This window comes from Aeromicrobium sp. 50.2.37 (assembly GCF_024655735.1).
Lineage (GTDB): Bacteria > Actinomycetota > Actinomycetes > Propionibacteriales > Nocardioidaceae > Aeromicrobium.
Genome location: NZ_JANLGG010000007.1, coordinates 1 through 15,080, shown reverse-complemented (window position 1 = coordinate 15,080; position 15,080 = coordinate 1). Strand labels below are relative to the sequence as shown.

Annotated in this window: 16 protein-coding genes; 9 read left to right on the top strand and 7 right to left on the bottom strand. The window is 73.0% G+C overall.

Going from position 1 to position 15,080, the window contains the following annotated elements; genetic code table 11:
• Positions 1-3 precede the first annotated feature (3 nt).
• The 4 genes from NUV38_RS05240 (at position 4) to NUV38_RS05225 (ending at position 3,930) form a co-directional block, all read left to right on the top strand.
• Entirely contained in the window at positions 4-225 is a 222-nt protein-coding gene (locus NUV38_RS05240) for a heavy-metal-associated domain-containing protein (RefSeq protein WP_257728107.1), read from the top strand.
• Entirely contained in the window at positions 222-2,408 is a 2,187-nt protein-coding gene (locus NUV38_RS05235; protein ID WP_257728106.1) for a cation-translocating P-type ATPase, read from the top strand. The genes NUV38_RS05240 and NUV38_RS05235 overlap by 4 nt, the downstream gene beginning before the upstream one ends.
• Positions 2,409-2,514: 106 nt before the next feature.
• Positions 2,515-3,009, top strand: coding sequence for a Dps family protein (locus NUV38_RS05230; protein WP_055962296.1), 495 nt, complete (start codon positions 2,515-2,517; stop codon positions 3,007-3,009).
• A gap of 573 nt (positions 3,010-3,582) precedes the next feature.
• Complete coding sequence (locus NUV38_RS05225) at positions 3,583-3,930, top strand: hypothetical protein (protein WP_257728105.1); 348 nt, start codon at positions 3,583-3,585, stop codon at positions 3,928-3,930.
• Between the two features lie 16 nt (positions 3,931-3,946).
• On the opposite strand, the gene NUV38_RS05220 is transcribed toward NUV38_RS05225, so the two are convergent.
• A complete protein-coding gene (locus tag NUV38_RS05220) occupies positions 3,947-4,453 on the bottom strand; it encodes a GNAT family N-acetyltransferase (protein WP_257728104.1) in 507 nt (168 codons plus the stop codon).
• A 60-nt stretch (positions 4,454-4,513) separates the two neighbouring features.
• Between NUV38_RS05220 and NUV38_RS05215 the strand changes: the two genes are divergently transcribed.
• Positions 4,514-5,404: a phosphotransferase gene (locus tag NUV38_RS05215; RefSeq protein ID WP_257728103.1), complete on the top strand. Its 891-nt coding sequence runs from the start codon at positions 4,514-4,516 to the stop codon at positions 5,402-5,404.
• A 40-nt stretch (positions 5,405-5,444) separates the two neighbouring features.
• Complete coding sequence (locus NUV38_RS05210; protein ID WP_257728102.1) at positions 5,445-6,287, top strand: SDR family oxidoreductase; 843 nt, start codon at positions 5,445-5,447, stop codon at positions 6,285-6,287.
• Here the strand turns inward: NUV38_RS05210 and NUV38_RS05205 are convergent.
• Positions 6,284-7,255, bottom strand: coding sequence for an NAD-dependent epimerase/dehydratase family protein (locus NUV38_RS05205; protein WP_257728101.1), 972 nt, complete (start codon positions 7,253-7,255; stop codon positions 6,284-6,286). The genes NUV38_RS05210 and NUV38_RS05205 overlap by 4 nt on opposite strands.
• A gap of 73 nt (positions 7,256-7,328) precedes the next feature.
• Between NUV38_RS05205 and NUV38_RS05200 the strand changes: the two genes are divergently transcribed.
• Both NUV38_RS05200 and NUV38_RS05195 read left to right on the top strand, forming a co-directional pair.
• Positions 7,329-7,631 (top strand): YbaY family lipoprotein, encoded by a 303-nt coding sequence (locus tag NUV38_RS05200; protein ID WP_257728100.1) that lies wholly within the window; start codon positions 7,329-7,331, stop codon positions 7,629-7,631.
• Positions 7,631-9,592 carry an ABC transporter ATP-binding protein gene (locus NUV38_RS05195; RefSeq protein WP_257728099.1) on the top strand — a complete coding sequence of 654 codons (1,962 nt, stop codon included), beginning with the start codon at positions 7,631-7,633 and terminating at the stop codon, positions 9,590-9,592. Before NUV38_RS05200 ends, NUV38_RS05195 begins: the two co-directional genes overlap by 1 nt.
• Here the strand turns inward: NUV38_RS05195 and NUV38_RS05190 are convergent.
• Genes NUV38_RS05190 through NUV38_RS05170 form a run of 5 tightly spaced genes read right to left on the bottom strand, consistent with a single transcriptional unit; the run spans position 9,582 to position 14,505 of the window.
• The gene (locus NUV38_RS05190) at positions 9,582-10,427 is read right to left on the bottom strand and encodes an alpha/beta fold hydrolase (RefSeq protein WP_257728098.1); all 846 of its coding nucleotides are present in this window, start codon (positions 10,425-10,427) and stop codon (positions 9,582-9,584) included. The two genes, NUV38_RS05195 and NUV38_RS05190, sit on opposite strands and share 11 nt — an antisense overlap.
• The gene (locus NUV38_RS05185) at positions 10,417-11,871 is read right to left on the bottom strand and encodes an NAD-dependent succinate-semialdehyde dehydrogenase (protein ID WP_257728097.1); all 1,455 of its coding nucleotides are present in this window, start codon (positions 11,869-11,871) and stop codon (positions 10,417-10,419) included. The genes NUV38_RS05190 and NUV38_RS05185 overlap by 11 nt, the downstream gene beginning before the upstream one ends.
• A 51-nt stretch (positions 11,872-11,922) precedes the next feature.
• A complete protein-coding gene (locus NUV38_RS05180) occupies positions 11,923-12,876 on the bottom strand; it encodes a class I SAM-dependent methyltransferase (protein WP_257728096.1) in 954 nt (317 codons plus the stop codon).
• Positions 12,877-12,931: 55 nt separating this feature from the next.
• Positions 12,932-13,828, bottom strand: coding sequence for an ABC transporter substrate-binding protein (locus tag NUV38_RS05175; RefSeq protein WP_257728095.1), 897 nt, complete (start codon positions 13,826-13,828; stop codon positions 12,932-12,934).
• A gap of 2 nt (positions 13,829-13,830) precedes the next feature.
• Complete coding sequence (locus NUV38_RS05170; protein ID WP_257728094.1) at positions 13,831-14,505, bottom strand: DedA family protein; 675 nt, start codon at positions 14,503-14,505, stop codon at positions 13,831-13,833.
• Positions 14,506-14,580: 75 nt separating this feature from the next.
• Between NUV38_RS05170 and NUV38_RS05165 the strand changes: the two genes are divergently transcribed.
• Positions 14,581-15,080, top strand: a 500-nt coding sequence (locus tag NUV38_RS05165) for a hypothetical protein (protein ID WP_257728093.1), incomplete at its 3' end; no start/stop codon positions are given.

The following is a 15,080-nucleotide window of genomic DNA, read 5'->3' as shown; positions in this document are numbered from 1 at the left end:
AACATGACCACCACCTACGCCGTCACCGGCATGACCTGCGAGCACTGCGTCGCCGCGGTCACGCAGGAGCTCTCGTCCGTCGAGGGCGTCACCGACGTCGCCGTCGCGCTCGTGCCTCACGGCACGTCGCAGGTCACGGTCACCAGCCCCGCCGAGCCGTCGCGCGACGCCGTCGCGTCGGCCGTGGCCGAGGCGGGCTACACCCTGGAAGGACCGGCGTCGTGACCACCCAGGAGACCGAGACCGTCCGCCTCGACGTGCACGGCATGAGCTGCACGTCGTGCGCGATGCGCGTCGAGAAGCGTCTCAACCAGCTCGACGGCGTCGAGGCGAGCGTCAACTACGCCACCGAGAAGGCCACCGTGCACGTGCCGGAGGGCACCGACCACCAGGTGCTGCTCGACGCGGTCGCGGCCACCGGCTACGAGGCCACGCTGCCGGATGCCCACCGCGGACACGGCGACCACGCCGGGCACGAGGGCCTCCACGGGGCGGCGTCGATGCGGCGGCGGGCCGTCGTGTCGGCCGTCCTGAGCCTGCCCGTCCTCGTGCTGTCGATGGTCCCGGCCACGCAGTTCACCGGGTGGCAGTGGGTGGCCCTGGCGCTCGCCACGCCCGTCGTCACGTGGGGCGCCTGGCCGTTCCACCGCGCCACGGCGACGAACGCCCGACACGGCGCCGCGACCATGGACACCCTCGTGTCCGTCGGCGTCGGCGCGGCCTACCTGTGGTCGCTGTGGGCGCTGTTCTTCGGCGGTGCCGGGATGCTCGGCATGCGGATGGAGTGGTCGTTCACCGGAGGCGGGTCCCACGAGATCTACCTCGAGGTCGCCGGCGTGGTCACCACCTTCGTGCTCGCCGGGCACTACCTCGAGGCCAACGCCAAGAAGCAGTCCAGCGCTGCGCTGCGGGCCCTCATGGACCTCGGTGCGAAGACCGTCACGCTCCTGCGGGACGGCCGCGAGGAGCAGGTCCCCGTCGACGACGTCGCGGTCGGCGACGTGTTCGTGGTGCGGCCCGGCGAGACGATCGCCACCGACGGCGAGGTCGTCGACGGTGCGTCGGCGGTCGACGAGTCGATGCTCACGGGCGAGTCCGTGCCCGTCGAGGTCGGGGAGAGCGACGCCGTCACCGGCGCGACCGTGAACGTCGGGGGCCGGCTCGTCGTGCGCGCCACCGCCGTCGGCTCCGACACCCGCTTGGCGCAGATGGCCCGGCTCGTCGAGGAGGCGCAGGAGGGCAAGGCCGAGGTGCAGCGCCTCGCCGACCGCGTGTCCGCCTGGTTCGTCCCCGGCGTCATCGGCCTGGCGCTGCTGACCTTCGCCGGGTGGCTCGTGGTCGGCGGGACCCTCACGCAGGCGTTCGTCGCGTCGGTGGCCGTGCTCATCATCGCCTGCCCCTGCGCCCTCGGGCTGGCCACGCCGACCGCCCTCATGGTGGGCACCGGTCGCGGCGCGCAGCTGGGGATCCTCATCAAGGGCCCGCAGGTGCTCGAGTCGACCCGACGCATCGACACCGTGGTGCTCGACAAGACCGGCACCGTCACGACGGGTGAGATGCGGGTCGTCGACGTTACCCCGGCACCGGGCGTCGAGATCGGACGACTCCGGGCGCTCGCCGCCGGCGTCGAGCACGCGTCGGAGCACCCGGTGGCGCGCGCCGTCGCCGCGCTCGTCGACCAGCCGCTTCCGGTCACCGACTTCGCCAACCACCCCGGCATGGGCGTGAGCGGTGTCGTGGACGGTGTGATGGTCCGGGCCGGTCGTCCGGGGTGGCTCGGCCACGACGTCGCGCCGTCGGCGCACGTGGGCACCACCATCGCCGTGGAGGCCGATGGCGCGCTGGTCGGCACCGTGACGGTGGCCGACACGGTCAAGCCCACGTCGCGCCAGGCCGTGGCCGACCTGCGCGAGCTGGGACTGGAGCCCGTCCTCCTCACCGGTGACGCACGGGTGGTCGCCGACGCGGTGGCGCAGGAGGTGGGCATCGAGCGGGTCGAGGCCGAGGTGACGCCTGACGACAAGCTGCGCGCCGTGCAACGGCTGCAGGCCGAGGGCCGTGTGGTGGCCATGGTCGGCGACGGCGTGAACGACGCCGCCGCGCTCGCCGCCGCCGACCTCGGCATCGCGATGGGCACCGGCACCGACGTGGCCATCGCCGCGTCCGACCTGACACTCGTCTCCGGCGACCTCGGTTCCGCGGTCGACGCGGTCCGGCTGGCCCGCGCGACCCTGCGGACGATCAAGACGAACCTGTTCTGGGCGTTCGCCTACAACGTGGCCGCGATCCCGCTCGCCGTCTCCGGCCTGCTCAACCCGATGATCGCCGGCCTGGCGATGGCCGCCAGCAGCGTCCTCGTGGTCACGAACAGCCTCCGCCTGCGCCGTTTCCGCGGCCAGGACAGGTGAGCCTGGGCTCCGTGAGGGGAGCCTGATCTTCGTTGCGCACGATGGAATTTCCCGCGAGGGTGGTGGTTGTAGAAGGAAGAACCTGACTGAGAAGGACGTGCACCCCATGACCTCGACCACCCACACCGACGCCCCCTCGGCCCTCGCGACCACGTCGGAGATCGCGGCCGGCGTCGCCCAGTTCCTCACCCCCGTCGTCCACGACCTCGAGGCCCTCGTCGTCGATGGCAAGCAGGCCCACTGGCACGTGCGCGGCGGCAGCTTCGCCGGCGTCCACGCACTGCTCGACGACCTCGTCGCCCACGCGCAGGACTTCGCCGACACGGCCGCCGAGCGCATCGTCGCCCTCGGCCTCCCGCTCGACTCGCGTCTGGCCACCGTCGCCGCCAAGTCGACGCTGCCGGCGCTGTCCGACGGCTTCCAGCCCTGGCAGACCACCGTCGCGCAGACCGTCGCGCAGATCGACGCGGCCCTCGTGACCGTGCGCGCCGCCGTGGCCGGCCTCGACGACATCGACCTGTCGAGCCAGGACGTCGCCATCGAGATCGAGCGCGGCCTCACCAAGGACCGCTGGCTGCTCCAGGCGCACATCGCCGCCTGAGCCTCGCCCGCTCGTCGAGCCCGATCCGCTGCTGCGGGTCGGGCTCGCTGCGTTGCGGTCGAGCAGCAGCTGCTTCCCCTGCCTCGGCACAGCCGGCTGCGGCCTGATGCGGGTCGGCGCTGCGCCGCCTCGCCCGGTACTGGGGTCGGTCTCCGAAAGGGCCTCGACGGAGCAGGGGCGCACAGTGCGGTCGAGCTTCCCGTCCTCCGCCCCCATCGGTGGATCCTCAACATCAGGACCGACCCTGCGGTTGAGGATCCACCGATGGGTGGGTCCAGGCCGACCCGTCGGTGGATCTGCAACCTCACGCGGCGCCCTGCGGTTGAGGATCCACCGATGAAGGGAGGGGGCGGCCCGACGGCAGCCCGCAGGCTCGAGGAGACCGCATGGAGTCATCCGGTCGAGGCCCTTTCGGAGGCCGAGCCCGGCACCAGCCGGATCGACGCAGCCCCGGACCCAGCACCAGCCGGAACGACGCGCCCCCGGCCCGGCCCCACCAACCCTGGGCCGAAGTCAGAAGGTGACATAGGCCACCCTTGCCTCACACGAGGCAGGTAAGCCTATACTCACCTCATGAGGTCCCACCGCCGTCGCACCCCGCTGCAGCACGTGCTGCTGGCCGGCTGCGCCGACGACCTGGTGGTCCTGCAGTCGGTGCTCGCGATGCTCCCGTCCGACGTCTACGGCCAGGTGGTCGTGGAGATCGAGCCCGATGTCGCACTGCCCGAGCTCGACACCCCGGCGCGCGTGACCGTGCACCGGGTGTGGCCCGGCGCCGCCGACCGCGCCGTCGCCGCGTGGATCGCCGAGTGGATGCCGAGCGAGCCCGACGTCGCCCGCACCGTGGGCCTGTGGATCAGCGCCGGCTCGAGCGCCCGCGCCGTCCCGCTCGAGCTCGACGTCGTCGCCCAGACGATCTGAGACCGGGCCGCACGCCTCACCGATCGAGGTGGAGCGCCATCCACACGTCGTCGACCGGTGAGCCGTCGATGACGAACTCGCCGACCAGCACGCCCTCGACGCCGAACCCGCACCGCTCGTAGAGGCGGCGGGCGGTCGGGTTGGTGCCCAGGACGCGCAGCGTCACCTTGGCCGCACCCTCGGCGCGGGCCCGCTCGACGGCGCCGCGCACGAGAGCCTCGCCGACGCCGCGGCCCCGCGAGGCCGGCAGCACGCCCAGCCCGTCGATGATCCGCACGTGGGCGTGGGTCGCCAGGTCGCCCGCAGGATGCAGGGCGACGTAGCCGACGACGACGCCGTCGAGCTCGGCCACCAGGAAGCCCTCGGGCCCGCCGTGCTGCTCGCGGAAGAACACCGGGTCCCGTTCCCGGTCCGGTCGGGTTCCGGGCGAGGCCTCGGGACTCCACGTGCCGTGGTCGATCTCGAGCAGGGCGGCGTCGTCGGCGGCCCTGGCCGGACGGACGAGGAGGTCGGCGATGCTCACCGGGCGATCGTGCCAGGTGGATCCGTGACGCTGCACCTTCGACGGGTGGATACTGACGCGATGACCCACCCGTGGCGTCCCGAGCGCGAGATCACCGTCGCCGAGGCCACCGCTGCCGTGCGCGGGCTGGGCCTCGCCGGTGACGACGTCCGCCAGGTCGCGGCGGGGTGGGACAACTCGATCGTCGCCGTCGACCACACGTGGCTGTTCCGCTTCCCGCGGCGCTCGATCGCGCTGCCCGGGGTGGAGCGGGAGGCGCTCCACCTTCCGCGTCTGGCACCGCTGCTGCCGCTGCCGATCCCGATCCCCCGCCACCACGGCACCTACGGCGAGCCGCCCTGGCCGTTCTGGGGCGCCGAGGTGCTGCCCGGCACCGAGCTCGCCGTGACCCCGCACGCCGACGTCGAGTCCGTCGCCGCTTCACTCGGCCGCTTCGTGCGAGCCCTGCACGACGTGCCACTCGACCCCACCCTCCCGGTCGACCCCATGGGGCGGGCCGACGCCGTCGACCGCGCCGACCGCACACGGGTCATGCTCACGGACCTGCGGTCCGCCGGGGTCTGGAGCGAAGACACCGCACTCGACGCCCTGCTGGAGCGCGCGGACGACTCGCCTCCCGCACCCGACCGCGTGGTCACCAGCCACGGCGACCTCTACGCCCGGCACGTGCTCGTCGACGACGCCGGCCAGGCGTGCGGCGTCATCGACTGGGGCGACCTGTGCGTCGCGCACCCGAGCGTCGACCTCGCCTTCGTGTTCAGCGCGCTGGCACCCGAGCACCGGGCGGCCTTCTGGGCCGAGTACGGCAGCGTCGACGACGACACCGTCCTGCGGGCGCGCACGATGGCCGCGTTCTCGGCCGCCGCGGTCGCGTCCTACGCCCGTGACACCCGGCTCGACGCACTGCTGACGTCGGCGCTCGAGCGGCTCGCGACGGTCGCCGTCGACTGACGCCGGGAACAGGCCACGCTCGCCACTCGTTGACCAGGGCATGACCACCATCGCCGTCACCGGGGCCACCGGCACCCTCGGCGGGCTCACCGCCCGCCACCTCGCCGACGCGGCGTCGACCGGCGGTGCCGACGTACGGCTCCTCGTGCGCGACCCGAGCCGCGCCCCCCAGCTCGGGTTCGGCCTGTGGGAGTGCAGCTACTCCGACGGCCCCAACCTGCGCGAGGCGCTCGCCGGCGTGGACACGCTCTTCTTCGTGTCGGCCCACGAGAGCGACGCGCGGGTCGACGAGCACCGGTCCGTCATCGAGGCCGCGGAGGACGCGCACGTCGGGCACGTGGTCTACACGTCGTTCGTCGGAGCGGCCGCCGACAGCACCTTCACGCTAGGCCGCGACCACGGCGCCACCGAGGACCTGCTGCGCGAGTCCGGCCTGGACTGGACGTTCCTGCGCGACAACTTCTACGCGGAGGTGTTCACCCACTTCGCCGACGCCGACGGCGTGATCCGAGGACCCGCCGGCTCAGGTCGGGTGGCCGCGGTGTCCCAGCGCGACGTCGCCGCCGTGGCCGCGCAGGTGCTGCAGGACCCGGCGAGCCATGCCGGCCGCGCCTACGACCTGACCGGTCCCGAGGCGCTCACGCTCGACGAGGTGGCCGCCGCACTCACCCAGGTGACCGGACGTCCGCACCGCTTCGAGGACGAGACCCTCGACGAGGCCCGCGCCAGCCGCGCCCACTACGGCGCGCCCGACTGGCAGCTCGACGCGTGGATCAGCACCTACACGGCGATCCGCGACGGCGAGCTCGCTGCCGTCAGCGACGACGTCCCGCGCCTCCTCGGTCGACCGGCCACGACGTTCGCGGACGCGATCGCGCGCTAGGAGAGTCCGAGCAGCTCCCGCTCCTCGGCCCGGGTCAGTCCGGCCCTGCGCGGCCGGTCGATGCCGCGGGCCCGCTCGTCGGCGAGGGTGTCGACGGCGGTCTCCTCGAGGGACCGACGACGGAGCCCGGCCCGCTCGGCCCGGGTGGTGTCCATGCGGACCATGCCGCCGTCCTCGTCGGGGAGCCACAGCGGCAGGGACCGTTCACCCGACCACGGCTGCACGCCGAGCTCCTCCAGCCGCGCCGGATGCATCGGCACGAGCCTGCCCCGGTGGCCCACCGCAGCGGCGATCCGCACGAGCGCGTCGCCCAGCGGCACCGACTCCCCGGCCAGGTTGAGCGCACCGGTGACCGAGCGCTCCGTGGCGTCGACGGCGAAGGCCGCGGCGTCGCGGACGTCGACCACCTGGCACCGACCGTCGGGCGGGTCGGGCACGAGCACGTCGTCCTCGCCGGCGGAGCCGAGGCGTGCGGACCAGTAGCCGAAGCGGTCCGACGGGTCGCCCGGTCCGGCGATCAGCCCGGCACGCAGCACGAGCGCGCCGGGGTGGGCGCGCACCGCCTGCTCGCACGCGACCTTGCCCTCGCCGTACAGCTCCGGGTCGACGACGTCGTCGGAAGCGGGCGGACGGAGCGGGTCGTCCTCGTGCATCGGGAGGGCGGGGTCGGCGTAGACATTGGCGGTCGAGACGAAGGTCCACCGCCGCGCGTCGGCGCCGAGAGCGGCGAGCGCCGACCGCACGTGGCCCGGCTGGCGGGCGACGTCGACCACCGCGTCCCACGGGCCCTCGACGTCGACGTACGCGTCGGCGTCGTCGCGGTCGGCCCGCACCCACCGCGCACCCTCGACCACCGCGCCACTCTCGCCGCGCGCCAGACAGGTCACCTCGTGGCCCCGCGCGAGCGCCTCGCGGGCGATCTCGCGTCCGAGCCACGCCGTGCCACCGAGGACCAGCCACCGTTCCATGCCCCACCCGACCACGCCGGGACCGCCCGGCGCCAGAGATGTTCACCCAGGGCTGACGCCCTAGGCTCGACCCATGAGCTCCCTCGACGTCCTCTCCGTGACCGGAACCGCTGCGATCCGCGAGAAGATCGCCCTGCCCGGCGGTGGAGTGCTCTCGGTCAAGCTCGTCTCGCCCGACGGCGAGGTGCTGGCCGCCGTCGCCGTGAACGCCACCGACGGCCCGACCCGATTCGAGCTCTCCGCGGACCCCGCGCTCGTGCCCGACCCCGACGCCATGCGGCTGTGGGCCATGCTGCGCACCGAGGTCGGCGTGTGGGGCACGCCCGAGCTGGTCTCCGTCCGCGAGGAGCTGATGTTGTCGCGGGTCGACGCCTGATGCCGCGGGGCGCCCAGGTCACCCACCTGACGAAGGAGGAGATCGCTGCGGCCGACGCACCCGTGCTCGGCCGCATCGCGTCGCTCCTGCGCCCCTACCGCGGTCAGCTCGTGCTCGTGTGCGTGGCGGTGGTCGCCGCCGCCGCACTCACGTCGGTGATCCCGTTCCTCACCCGGGCGGTCTTCGACGACGCCCTGTTCCCGACCGACGGCAGCGCGGCCGACCTCGGCCTGCTCGGGAAGCTCGTCGCGTTCATGTGCCTCATCCCGGTCGTGACCGCGCTCATCTCGGTGGGCCAGAACTGGCTGACCGCCACGATCGGGAACTCGGCCATGGCCGACCTGCGTAGCCAGCTGTTCGCGCACCTGCAGACGATGGAGCTGGCGTTCTTCACCGCCACCAAGACCGGCGCGATCCAGTCGCGGCTGGCCAACGACGTCGCGGGCGTGCGCACCGTGCTCACCGACACCGCCACGACGATCCTGCAGAACACCGTCACCGTGATCGCGGCCGTCGTGTCGATGGTGCTGCTCTCGTGGCAGCTCACCGTGCTCACGCTGATCCTCATGCCGGCGTTCATCGCCATCCAGCTGCGCGTGGGCCGACGCCGCCAGAAGCTGGCCCGACGCACGCAGGAGTCGCTGTCGGAGATGACCGCGATCACCGAGGAGTCGCTGAGCGTCTCGGGGATCCTGCTGTCGAAGGTCTTCGGGCGCGGCGAGTCCGAGACCGAGCGGTACCGCGAGGCGAACCGGGTGCAGGCGCGCCTCCAGGTGGCGCAGGCGATGACCGGCCGCACGTTCTTCGCGACGGTGCAGACGTTCTTCGCCATCACGCCGGCGCTCATCTACCTGCTGGCCGGGCTGATGATCACCGGCGGCCTGCCGGGCGGGTCGGAGGCGCTGACCGCCGGCACGCTCGTCGCCTTCACCACGCTGCAGGCCCGCCTGCAGATGCCGCTGCTGCAGCTCATGCGCGTGACGCTCGACGTGCAGACCTCGCTCGCGCTGTTCCGTCGCATCTTCGAGTACCTCGACCTCGAGCCCGCCGTGACGGAGAAGCCCGACGCCGTGGCGCTGCCCACGGTGCGCGGCGACGTCGAGCTCCGGGACGTCTGGTTCCGCTACCCGGAGCCGAGGTCCCTCACCGGTGGCCGCGGAGGTGACCGGTTCGGTGAGTCGACGGTGCGGATCTCCCGACCCGACGGGTCGACGGCGCCGTCCGTCGACGACACCTGGGCGCTTCGCGACGTGTCGCTGCGGATCCGACCCGGCCAGCTCGCGGCCATCGTCGGGCCGTCGGGGTCGGGCAAGACCACCGCCACCTACCTGGTGCCGCGGTTCTACGACGTCACCCGCGGTGCCGTGCTGATCGACGGCCACGACGTGCGCGACCTGACCCTGGACTCGGTGACCGGCTCCGTCGGCATGGTCACGCAGGAGCCGTACCTGTTCCACGGCACGATCCGCGACAACCTCGCCTACGCCCGCCCCGACGCCACCGCCGCCGAGATCGAGCAGGCGGCCCGCGACGCGAACATCCACGACCGCATCCTCAGCTTCGCCGAGGGCTACGAGACGATCACCGGCGAGCGCGGCTACCGGCTGTCGGGCGGTGAGAAGCAGCGGCTCGCGATCGCCCGCGTGCTCCTCGCCGACCCCCGCATCCTCATCCTCGACGAGGCCACGTCGGCGCTCGACACCGAGACCGAGCGGCTCGTGCAGCAGGCCCTCGAGCGGGCCCGCGCCAACCGCACCACCATCGCCATCGCGCACCGGCTCTCCACCATCCACGACGCCGACGTCATCTTCGGCATCGAGGACGGCGTCCTCGTGGAGCAGGGCACCCACGACGAGCTGCTCAGCGCCGGCGGGCTGTACGCCCGGCTCTACGTCGAGCAGTTCCAGTCCGGCAGGGGGCCGCACCGCCCCGACGAGCGCCGGGCCGACGTCAGCGTCTGACCGACGCCAGCCAACGGGCCAGGTCGACGGCGAGCGCCTCCGGTGCGTCGAGCTGGACGAGGTGCCCCGACCCGTCGAGGACGGTGAGGCCGGCGTGAGGCATGAGCTCCACCAGCCGATGAGCCCGGTCCACGGGGATCCAGGTGTCGGCCGACCCCCAGACCACGTGCACCGGTTCGTCGATGTCGCCGTAGTACGGCTCGACCTCGTCGGTGTGCCGCTCGTCGGCCTCGGCGATCTGGCGGTAGAACGCCGGCTGTCCGAGGTCGCCGGTCCAGGGGTCGACGAGCATGGCGAGGTCGGCGTCGCTCAGTGATCGCGACGCGGCGCCGCGAACGTACGCCTCAACCGCCCCTCGATGGACCGCGGGCGGAAGCTGCTCGAGGACGTCTGCGTGCTGCTGCACGAGGGTGAAGAAGTCCGACCCCCACGGCGACAGGGCGACCACGTCGACGAGGCACAACGACGCGTACCGGGCGTCGTGAAGCAGCCTGGCGCGCAGGGCGACGGCACCACCGACGTCGTGGGCCACGACGTGCGGCCGGTCGAGACCCCACACCTCGAGCAGGTCGGCGAACAGCTCACCCTGCGTGCCGAGGTCGACGGCGTGCTCCGGCCGCTTCGAGGAGGAACCGAACCCCGGCATGTCCCACAGGTGGACCGTGAAGTCGCGTGCCAGCGCGTCCGCGATCGGACGCCACAGGGCCGACGACCACGGGGTCCCGTGCAGCAGGACGAGCGGCGGGCCCTCGCCGAACCGGTCCCACGCCACGGTGCGCCCGCGCCAGCTCAGCTCACGGCGAAGGACGTGCCCCGAGCCGGGCTCAGAGTCCACCGAGCCCCACGTACTTCGTCTCGAGGTACTCCTCGATGCCCTCGGCGCCGCCCTCGCGGCCGAAGCCGGAGGCCTTCACGCCGCCGAACGGGGCGGCGGGGTTGGAGACGATGCCCTGGTTGATCCCGACCATGCCCGTCTCGAGGCCCTCGTACACGCGGACGGCCCGGGCGTAGTCGGTGGTGAAGGCGTACGCGACGAGCCCGTACTCGGTGTCGTTGGCCAGGCGCAGCGCCTCGTCCTCGTCGGTGAACGTGAAGATCGGGGCGACCGGGCCGAAGATCTCCTCGGTGGTGACCTTCGCCGACAGCGGGACGTCGGTGAGGACCGTCGGCGGGTAGAACCAGCCCTGGCCGTCGGGCACCTGGCCACCGGTGAGCACGGTGGCACCCTGCTCGACGGCGTCGTCGACGAGCTCGGCCACCTTGTCGCGCTGCTTCTCCTCGACGAGGGGGCCGACCTTGACGTCGTCCTCGAGGCCGTCACCGACCTTGAGCGCGGCCATCTTCTCGGCAAGCTTGGTGGAGAACTCCTCGGCGACGTCGGCGTGGACGATGAACCGGTTGGCGGCGGTGCACGCCTCGCCGATGTTGCGCATCTTGGCGAGCATCGCGCCCTCGACGGCAGCGTCGACGTCGGCGTCGCCGAACACCAGGAACGGGGCGTTGCCGCCGAGCTCCATCGAGACCCGGAGCAAGCCCTCGGCGCTCTGCTCGACCAGCGACCGGCCGACCTCGGTGGAGCCCGTGAAGGTGAGCTTGCGCAGACGCGGGTCGCGGATGATCGGCTCCATCACCTCGCCGGTGCTCTTCGTGGTCACGACGTTGAGCACGCCCTCGGGGACACCGGACTCCTCGAGGACCTTCGCGAGCCACAGCATGGTGAGCGGCGTGAGCCCGGCGGGCTTGACGACCATCGTGCAGCCCGCGGCGATCGCCGGCGCGATCTTGCGCGTGCCCATCGCGAGCGGGAAGTTCCAGGGCGTGATCATCAGGCACGGGCCCACCGGCTGCTTCAGCGTGAGCAGCCGCGTGGCGCCGTTGGGGGCCACCGAGTAGCGGCCCGAGATGCGCACCGCCTCCTCGGAGAACCAGCGCAGGAACTCGGCGCCGTAGGTGATCTCGGCCTTGCTCTCGCTGAGCGGCTTGCCCATCTCGAGGGTCATGATCGTGGCCAGCTCGTCAGCGCGAGCCGTGACCGTCTCAAAGGCGGAGCGCAGGATCTCGCCGCGGTCGCGCGGCGGCACCTTCGCCCAGCCCGCCTGCGCGGCCACGGCGGCGTCGATCGCGGCCTTGCCGTCGTCGACCGTCGCGTCCGCCACCTGCACCAGCGTGGAGCCGTCGGCGGGGTTCTCCACCGCGAACGTCGATCCGCCACCGGCGTCGCGCCAGGAGCCACCGATGAAGAGCTGCGTGGGGACGTCAGGAAGGGCTGAGGAGGTCATGGTTCGAGGCTAGCCCCCGACGTGATCCACGCACGCCGTCGTCGACGACGCTCAGGCCGTGCGGCGCAGCGCCACGTGGCTGCCGAACGGGCCGGTCAGCTGCACCCGCTCGAGGTCGGGGCGCTCCTGGAGCCAGCGGGCCACCATCGACTTCTCCTCCTCGCGGCCCGCGTCGTCGACCACCACGATCCCGCCGACCCGCACGCGGTCGACCAGGTGCGGACCGGCCGGGTACCGCGCCCCGGGTCCGGTGCGGGCCGGCGGGCCGTCGACGACGAGCATGTCGATGTCGTGGAGGTCGGCGAGGACCGCCTGGTCGTACCAGCGTGTCTCGTGCCCGGGGACGCCGGAGGGCCCGAGCGGAGCGTGCCGCACCTCGACCTGCGCGGACTCCGCGAACCCGTGGTCGGCCAGGACGCCGCGGGTGCGCTCGACCCACTCCTCGGCGTGCTCGACCGTGACCAGGCGGCCGGTCCCGAGCGACTCGAGCAGGTAGGCGAACCAGACCGTCGAGGTGCCGCTGCCGAGCTCGACGACGAGGCGTGGGGGTGTGGCCGCCAGGTGCTGGGTGAGGACGAGGAGGTCCGCCGGTCGCAGCGCCCAGCCGGCGCTCTGGGGCATCGCGGCCCGTGGGTGGAGCTCGGCGTACAGCTGCTGGATGGCCTCGACGTCCCGCACGACCTCGACGAGCTCGACGGCCGTGAGGTTCCAGTAGTCGGCGGCCCGGCGCGACTCCGTCTCCTCGTGGAGGGACCGGACCCCGGCCACGTCGTGGCGCAGGGCCGTGAGCTGCTGAGGCACCGTGCGGGCCTTCTCGGTGCGGCGCATGACGACGAGCGCGACCTTGCGCGTCTCCCACGTGAGCAGCACGAGCACCGAGAGCAGGCCCACGACCGCGACCGCGACGACGGACCACGTCTCGACGGCCGCTCCGACGACGCCCGCGACGGCGAGGAGCGCGGCGACGACGGCCACGAGATGCGCTCGGGGGAACCTGGTGACCATGGGAACCTCGTGTCGGTGGGGAAGGCGCGTGACGCCGGATCGTCGCCGGGACAGGCTAACAACGCCGGACGAGGTGCGACGGAGGCATCGAACCGGGGTGCAGGAGCGACGCGATGGCCTCGACGCCGTCGACCAGCCGAGGACCCGGCCGCACCACCACGGCGTTGCCGTCGATCGCCCACACCTGGGCGTCGGGCAGCTCCCGCACGACCACCGCGGCCTGATCGGCCGCACCGTCGAGCCCGTAGCCGCACGGCGCCACCAGGACGACGTCGGGCCGCTCGGCCCGCAGGGCGTCCCACGCCGACGGTCCGGACGGGGTCCCCGGATGCATGCCCACCGGCTCGCCGCCCGCTGCCGCGACCTGGTCGGGGATCCAGTGACCACCCGTGAACAGCGGGTCCACCCACTCGACCACGGCCACCCGGGGCCGTGGCCGACCCTGCGTCGCGCTGGCGACCGCGGCGAGTCGCTCACGCAGTCCGGCGACGACGTCACGCCCTCGTCCGGGCACCCCCGCCGCAGCGGCGACCCGCTCCACCGAGGCCAGCACGTCCTCGAGGGTGTGCGGGTCCAGCGTCAGCACGTCGGCGCTGCAGCCCAGGTGCGCCAGTGCCTCGTCGACCCGATCGGTCGGCAGCGCGCACACCCGACACAGGTCCTGGGTGAGCACCAGGTCGGGCTCGACGTCGGCCAGGGCTCCCTCGTCGAGCGTGTACAGGTCCACCCCGGCCGCCCGGCGTTCCCGGACGTACGCGTCGATCTCACCGGGCGTCCAGCCGCTGGTGTCGGCGCCGGTCACCACCACGCGATGGTCCAGCCGCGCCCGGACCGGCTCGTCGCACTCGAAGGTGACGGCTGCGAGCCGGTCGTCGAGGCCGAGGGCGTAGACGATCTCGGTGGCCGACGGCAGCAGCGACGCGATCCGCGAGACGGCCACGACGTCGCCCACGGTCAGCGCTCCCGGTGGAAGCGCGGCAGCTGGCGGACCCGGACGACCACGAAGACCGCGATGACGAGCAGCACGCCGAGGATGACGACCTTCTGGAACGTGTCGGCGTACGGCTCGACCTGCTCCCAGTTCTCGCCCAGCCGGTAGCCGGCGACGACGAAGATGCTGTTCCAGATCAGGCTGCCGGCCGTCGTGAGCAGGAGGAACAGCGCGAACGGCATCTTCTCGACACCCGCCGGCAGGGAGATCAGGCTGCGGAAGATCGGGACCATCCGGCCGAAGAAGATCGCCTTCGTCCCGTGCTTGGCGAACCAGGCCTCGGTGCGCTCGAGGTCGCTGACCTTGAGCAGCGGGACCTTCTCGAACACCCACACGGTGCGGTCGCGACCGTAGCCGCGACCCAACCAGTAGAGGATCGCGGCACCGATGACCGACCCCGCGGTCGTCGCGAACAACGCACCAGCCAGGGAGAACGTCCCCTGCGCAGCGGCGAAGCCGGCCAGCGGCAGGATGATCTCGCTCGGGATCGGCGGGAACAGGTTGTCCGCCCCCACCGCGATGGCCGCGCCGACCAGACCGAGCCGGTCCATCAGGTCGACGGTCCAGCCGGCGAGGCCGCTGTCGGGACCCGTGGAGGTGGCGGACTGCACGAGTGCGGTCGACAGGGCGCTGATCACGGTGCCGAGGGTACCCGCGTCGGCCCACCCGCCCCGGCCACGCTCCTGCGGCGACGGCGTCGTTACGGTCGGGGCATGCGATACCCGGGCGCGACGCTGACGGCTGCCGCCGTCGTGGTGGCTCTCGTGGTCGGTGGCTGCACCGGCGGACGGTCCGCGGGCGACGAGGACGGGCCGGTGGTCACACGCTCGCCCGCGACGGCTGTCGACGTCATCGACGTCGCGACCCCCGCCAGCGCGGCCCTGGGGGTGAGTCGCCGCCTGTTCGACCGGTCCGAGGTGGTGATCGTCTCGTCATCGGACCCGGCGGTCCAGGAGCTCGCCGAACGGGCCGCGCGACGCCTGGGCGTGCCGATGCTGCTGCCCGGACCCGCCGTTCCGGCCGAGATCGAACGTCTGGGCGCACGCACCGTGCTCGGCATCGGCACCGCACCCGACGTCGCCGGGCTCCGGGAGGTCGAGCCCACGCGCGCCGCGGTCGACGCGGCCGTCGGCGACCTCCCGCGTGCAGCCGTCGAGCCCCGCGACGTCGTCGTGCTCACCCGTGCGCCAGGTCCCAACCGCGCCGCGGTCAC

What these genes read in the sequence shown, in the direction of transcription:
- NUV38_RS05200 (WP_257728100.1), top strand. Translation starts at nt 7,329, where the DNA reads ATGAGCTCCCTCGACGTCCTCTCCGTGACCGGAACCGCTGCGATCCGC.
- NUV38_RS05215 (WP_257728103.1), top strand. Translation starts at nt 4,514, where the DNA reads ATGACCCACCCGTGGCGTCCCGAGCGCGAGATCACCGTCGCCGAGGCC.
- NUV38_RS05195 (WP_257728099.1), top strand. Translation starts at nt 7,631, where the DNA reads ATGCCGCGGGGCGCCCAGGTCACCCACCTGACGAAGGAGGAGATCGCT.
- NUV38_RS05185 (WP_257728097.1), bottom strand. Translation starts at nt 11,871, where the DNA reads ATGACCTCCTCAGCCCTTCCTGACGTCCCCACGCAGCTCTTCATCGGT.
- NUV38_RS05240 (WP_257728107.1), top strand. Translation starts at nt 4, where the DNA reads ATGACCACCACCTACGCCGTCACCGGCATGACCTGCGAGCACTGCGTC.
- NUV38_RS05230 (WP_055962296.1), top strand. Translation starts at nt 2,515, where the DNA reads ATGACCTCGACCACCCACACCGACGCCCCCTCGGCCCTCGCGACCACG.
- NUV38_RS05210 (WP_257728102.1), top strand. Translation starts at nt 5,445, where the DNA reads ATGACCACCATCGCCGTCACCGGGGCCACCGGCACCCTCGGCGGGCTC.
- NUV38_RS05180 (WP_257728096.1), bottom strand. Translation starts at nt 12,876, where the DNA reads ATGGTCACCAGGTTCCCCCGAGCGCATCTCGTGGCCGTCGTCGCCGCG.
- NUV38_RS05225 (WP_257728105.1), top strand. Translation starts at nt 3,583, where the DNA reads ATGAGGTCCCACCGCCGTCGCACCCCGCTGCAGCACGTGCTGCTGGCC.
- NUV38_RS05205 (WP_257728101.1), bottom strand. Translation starts at nt 7,255, where the DNA reads ATGGAACGGTGGCTGGTCCTCGGTGGCACGGCGTGGCTCGGACGCGAG.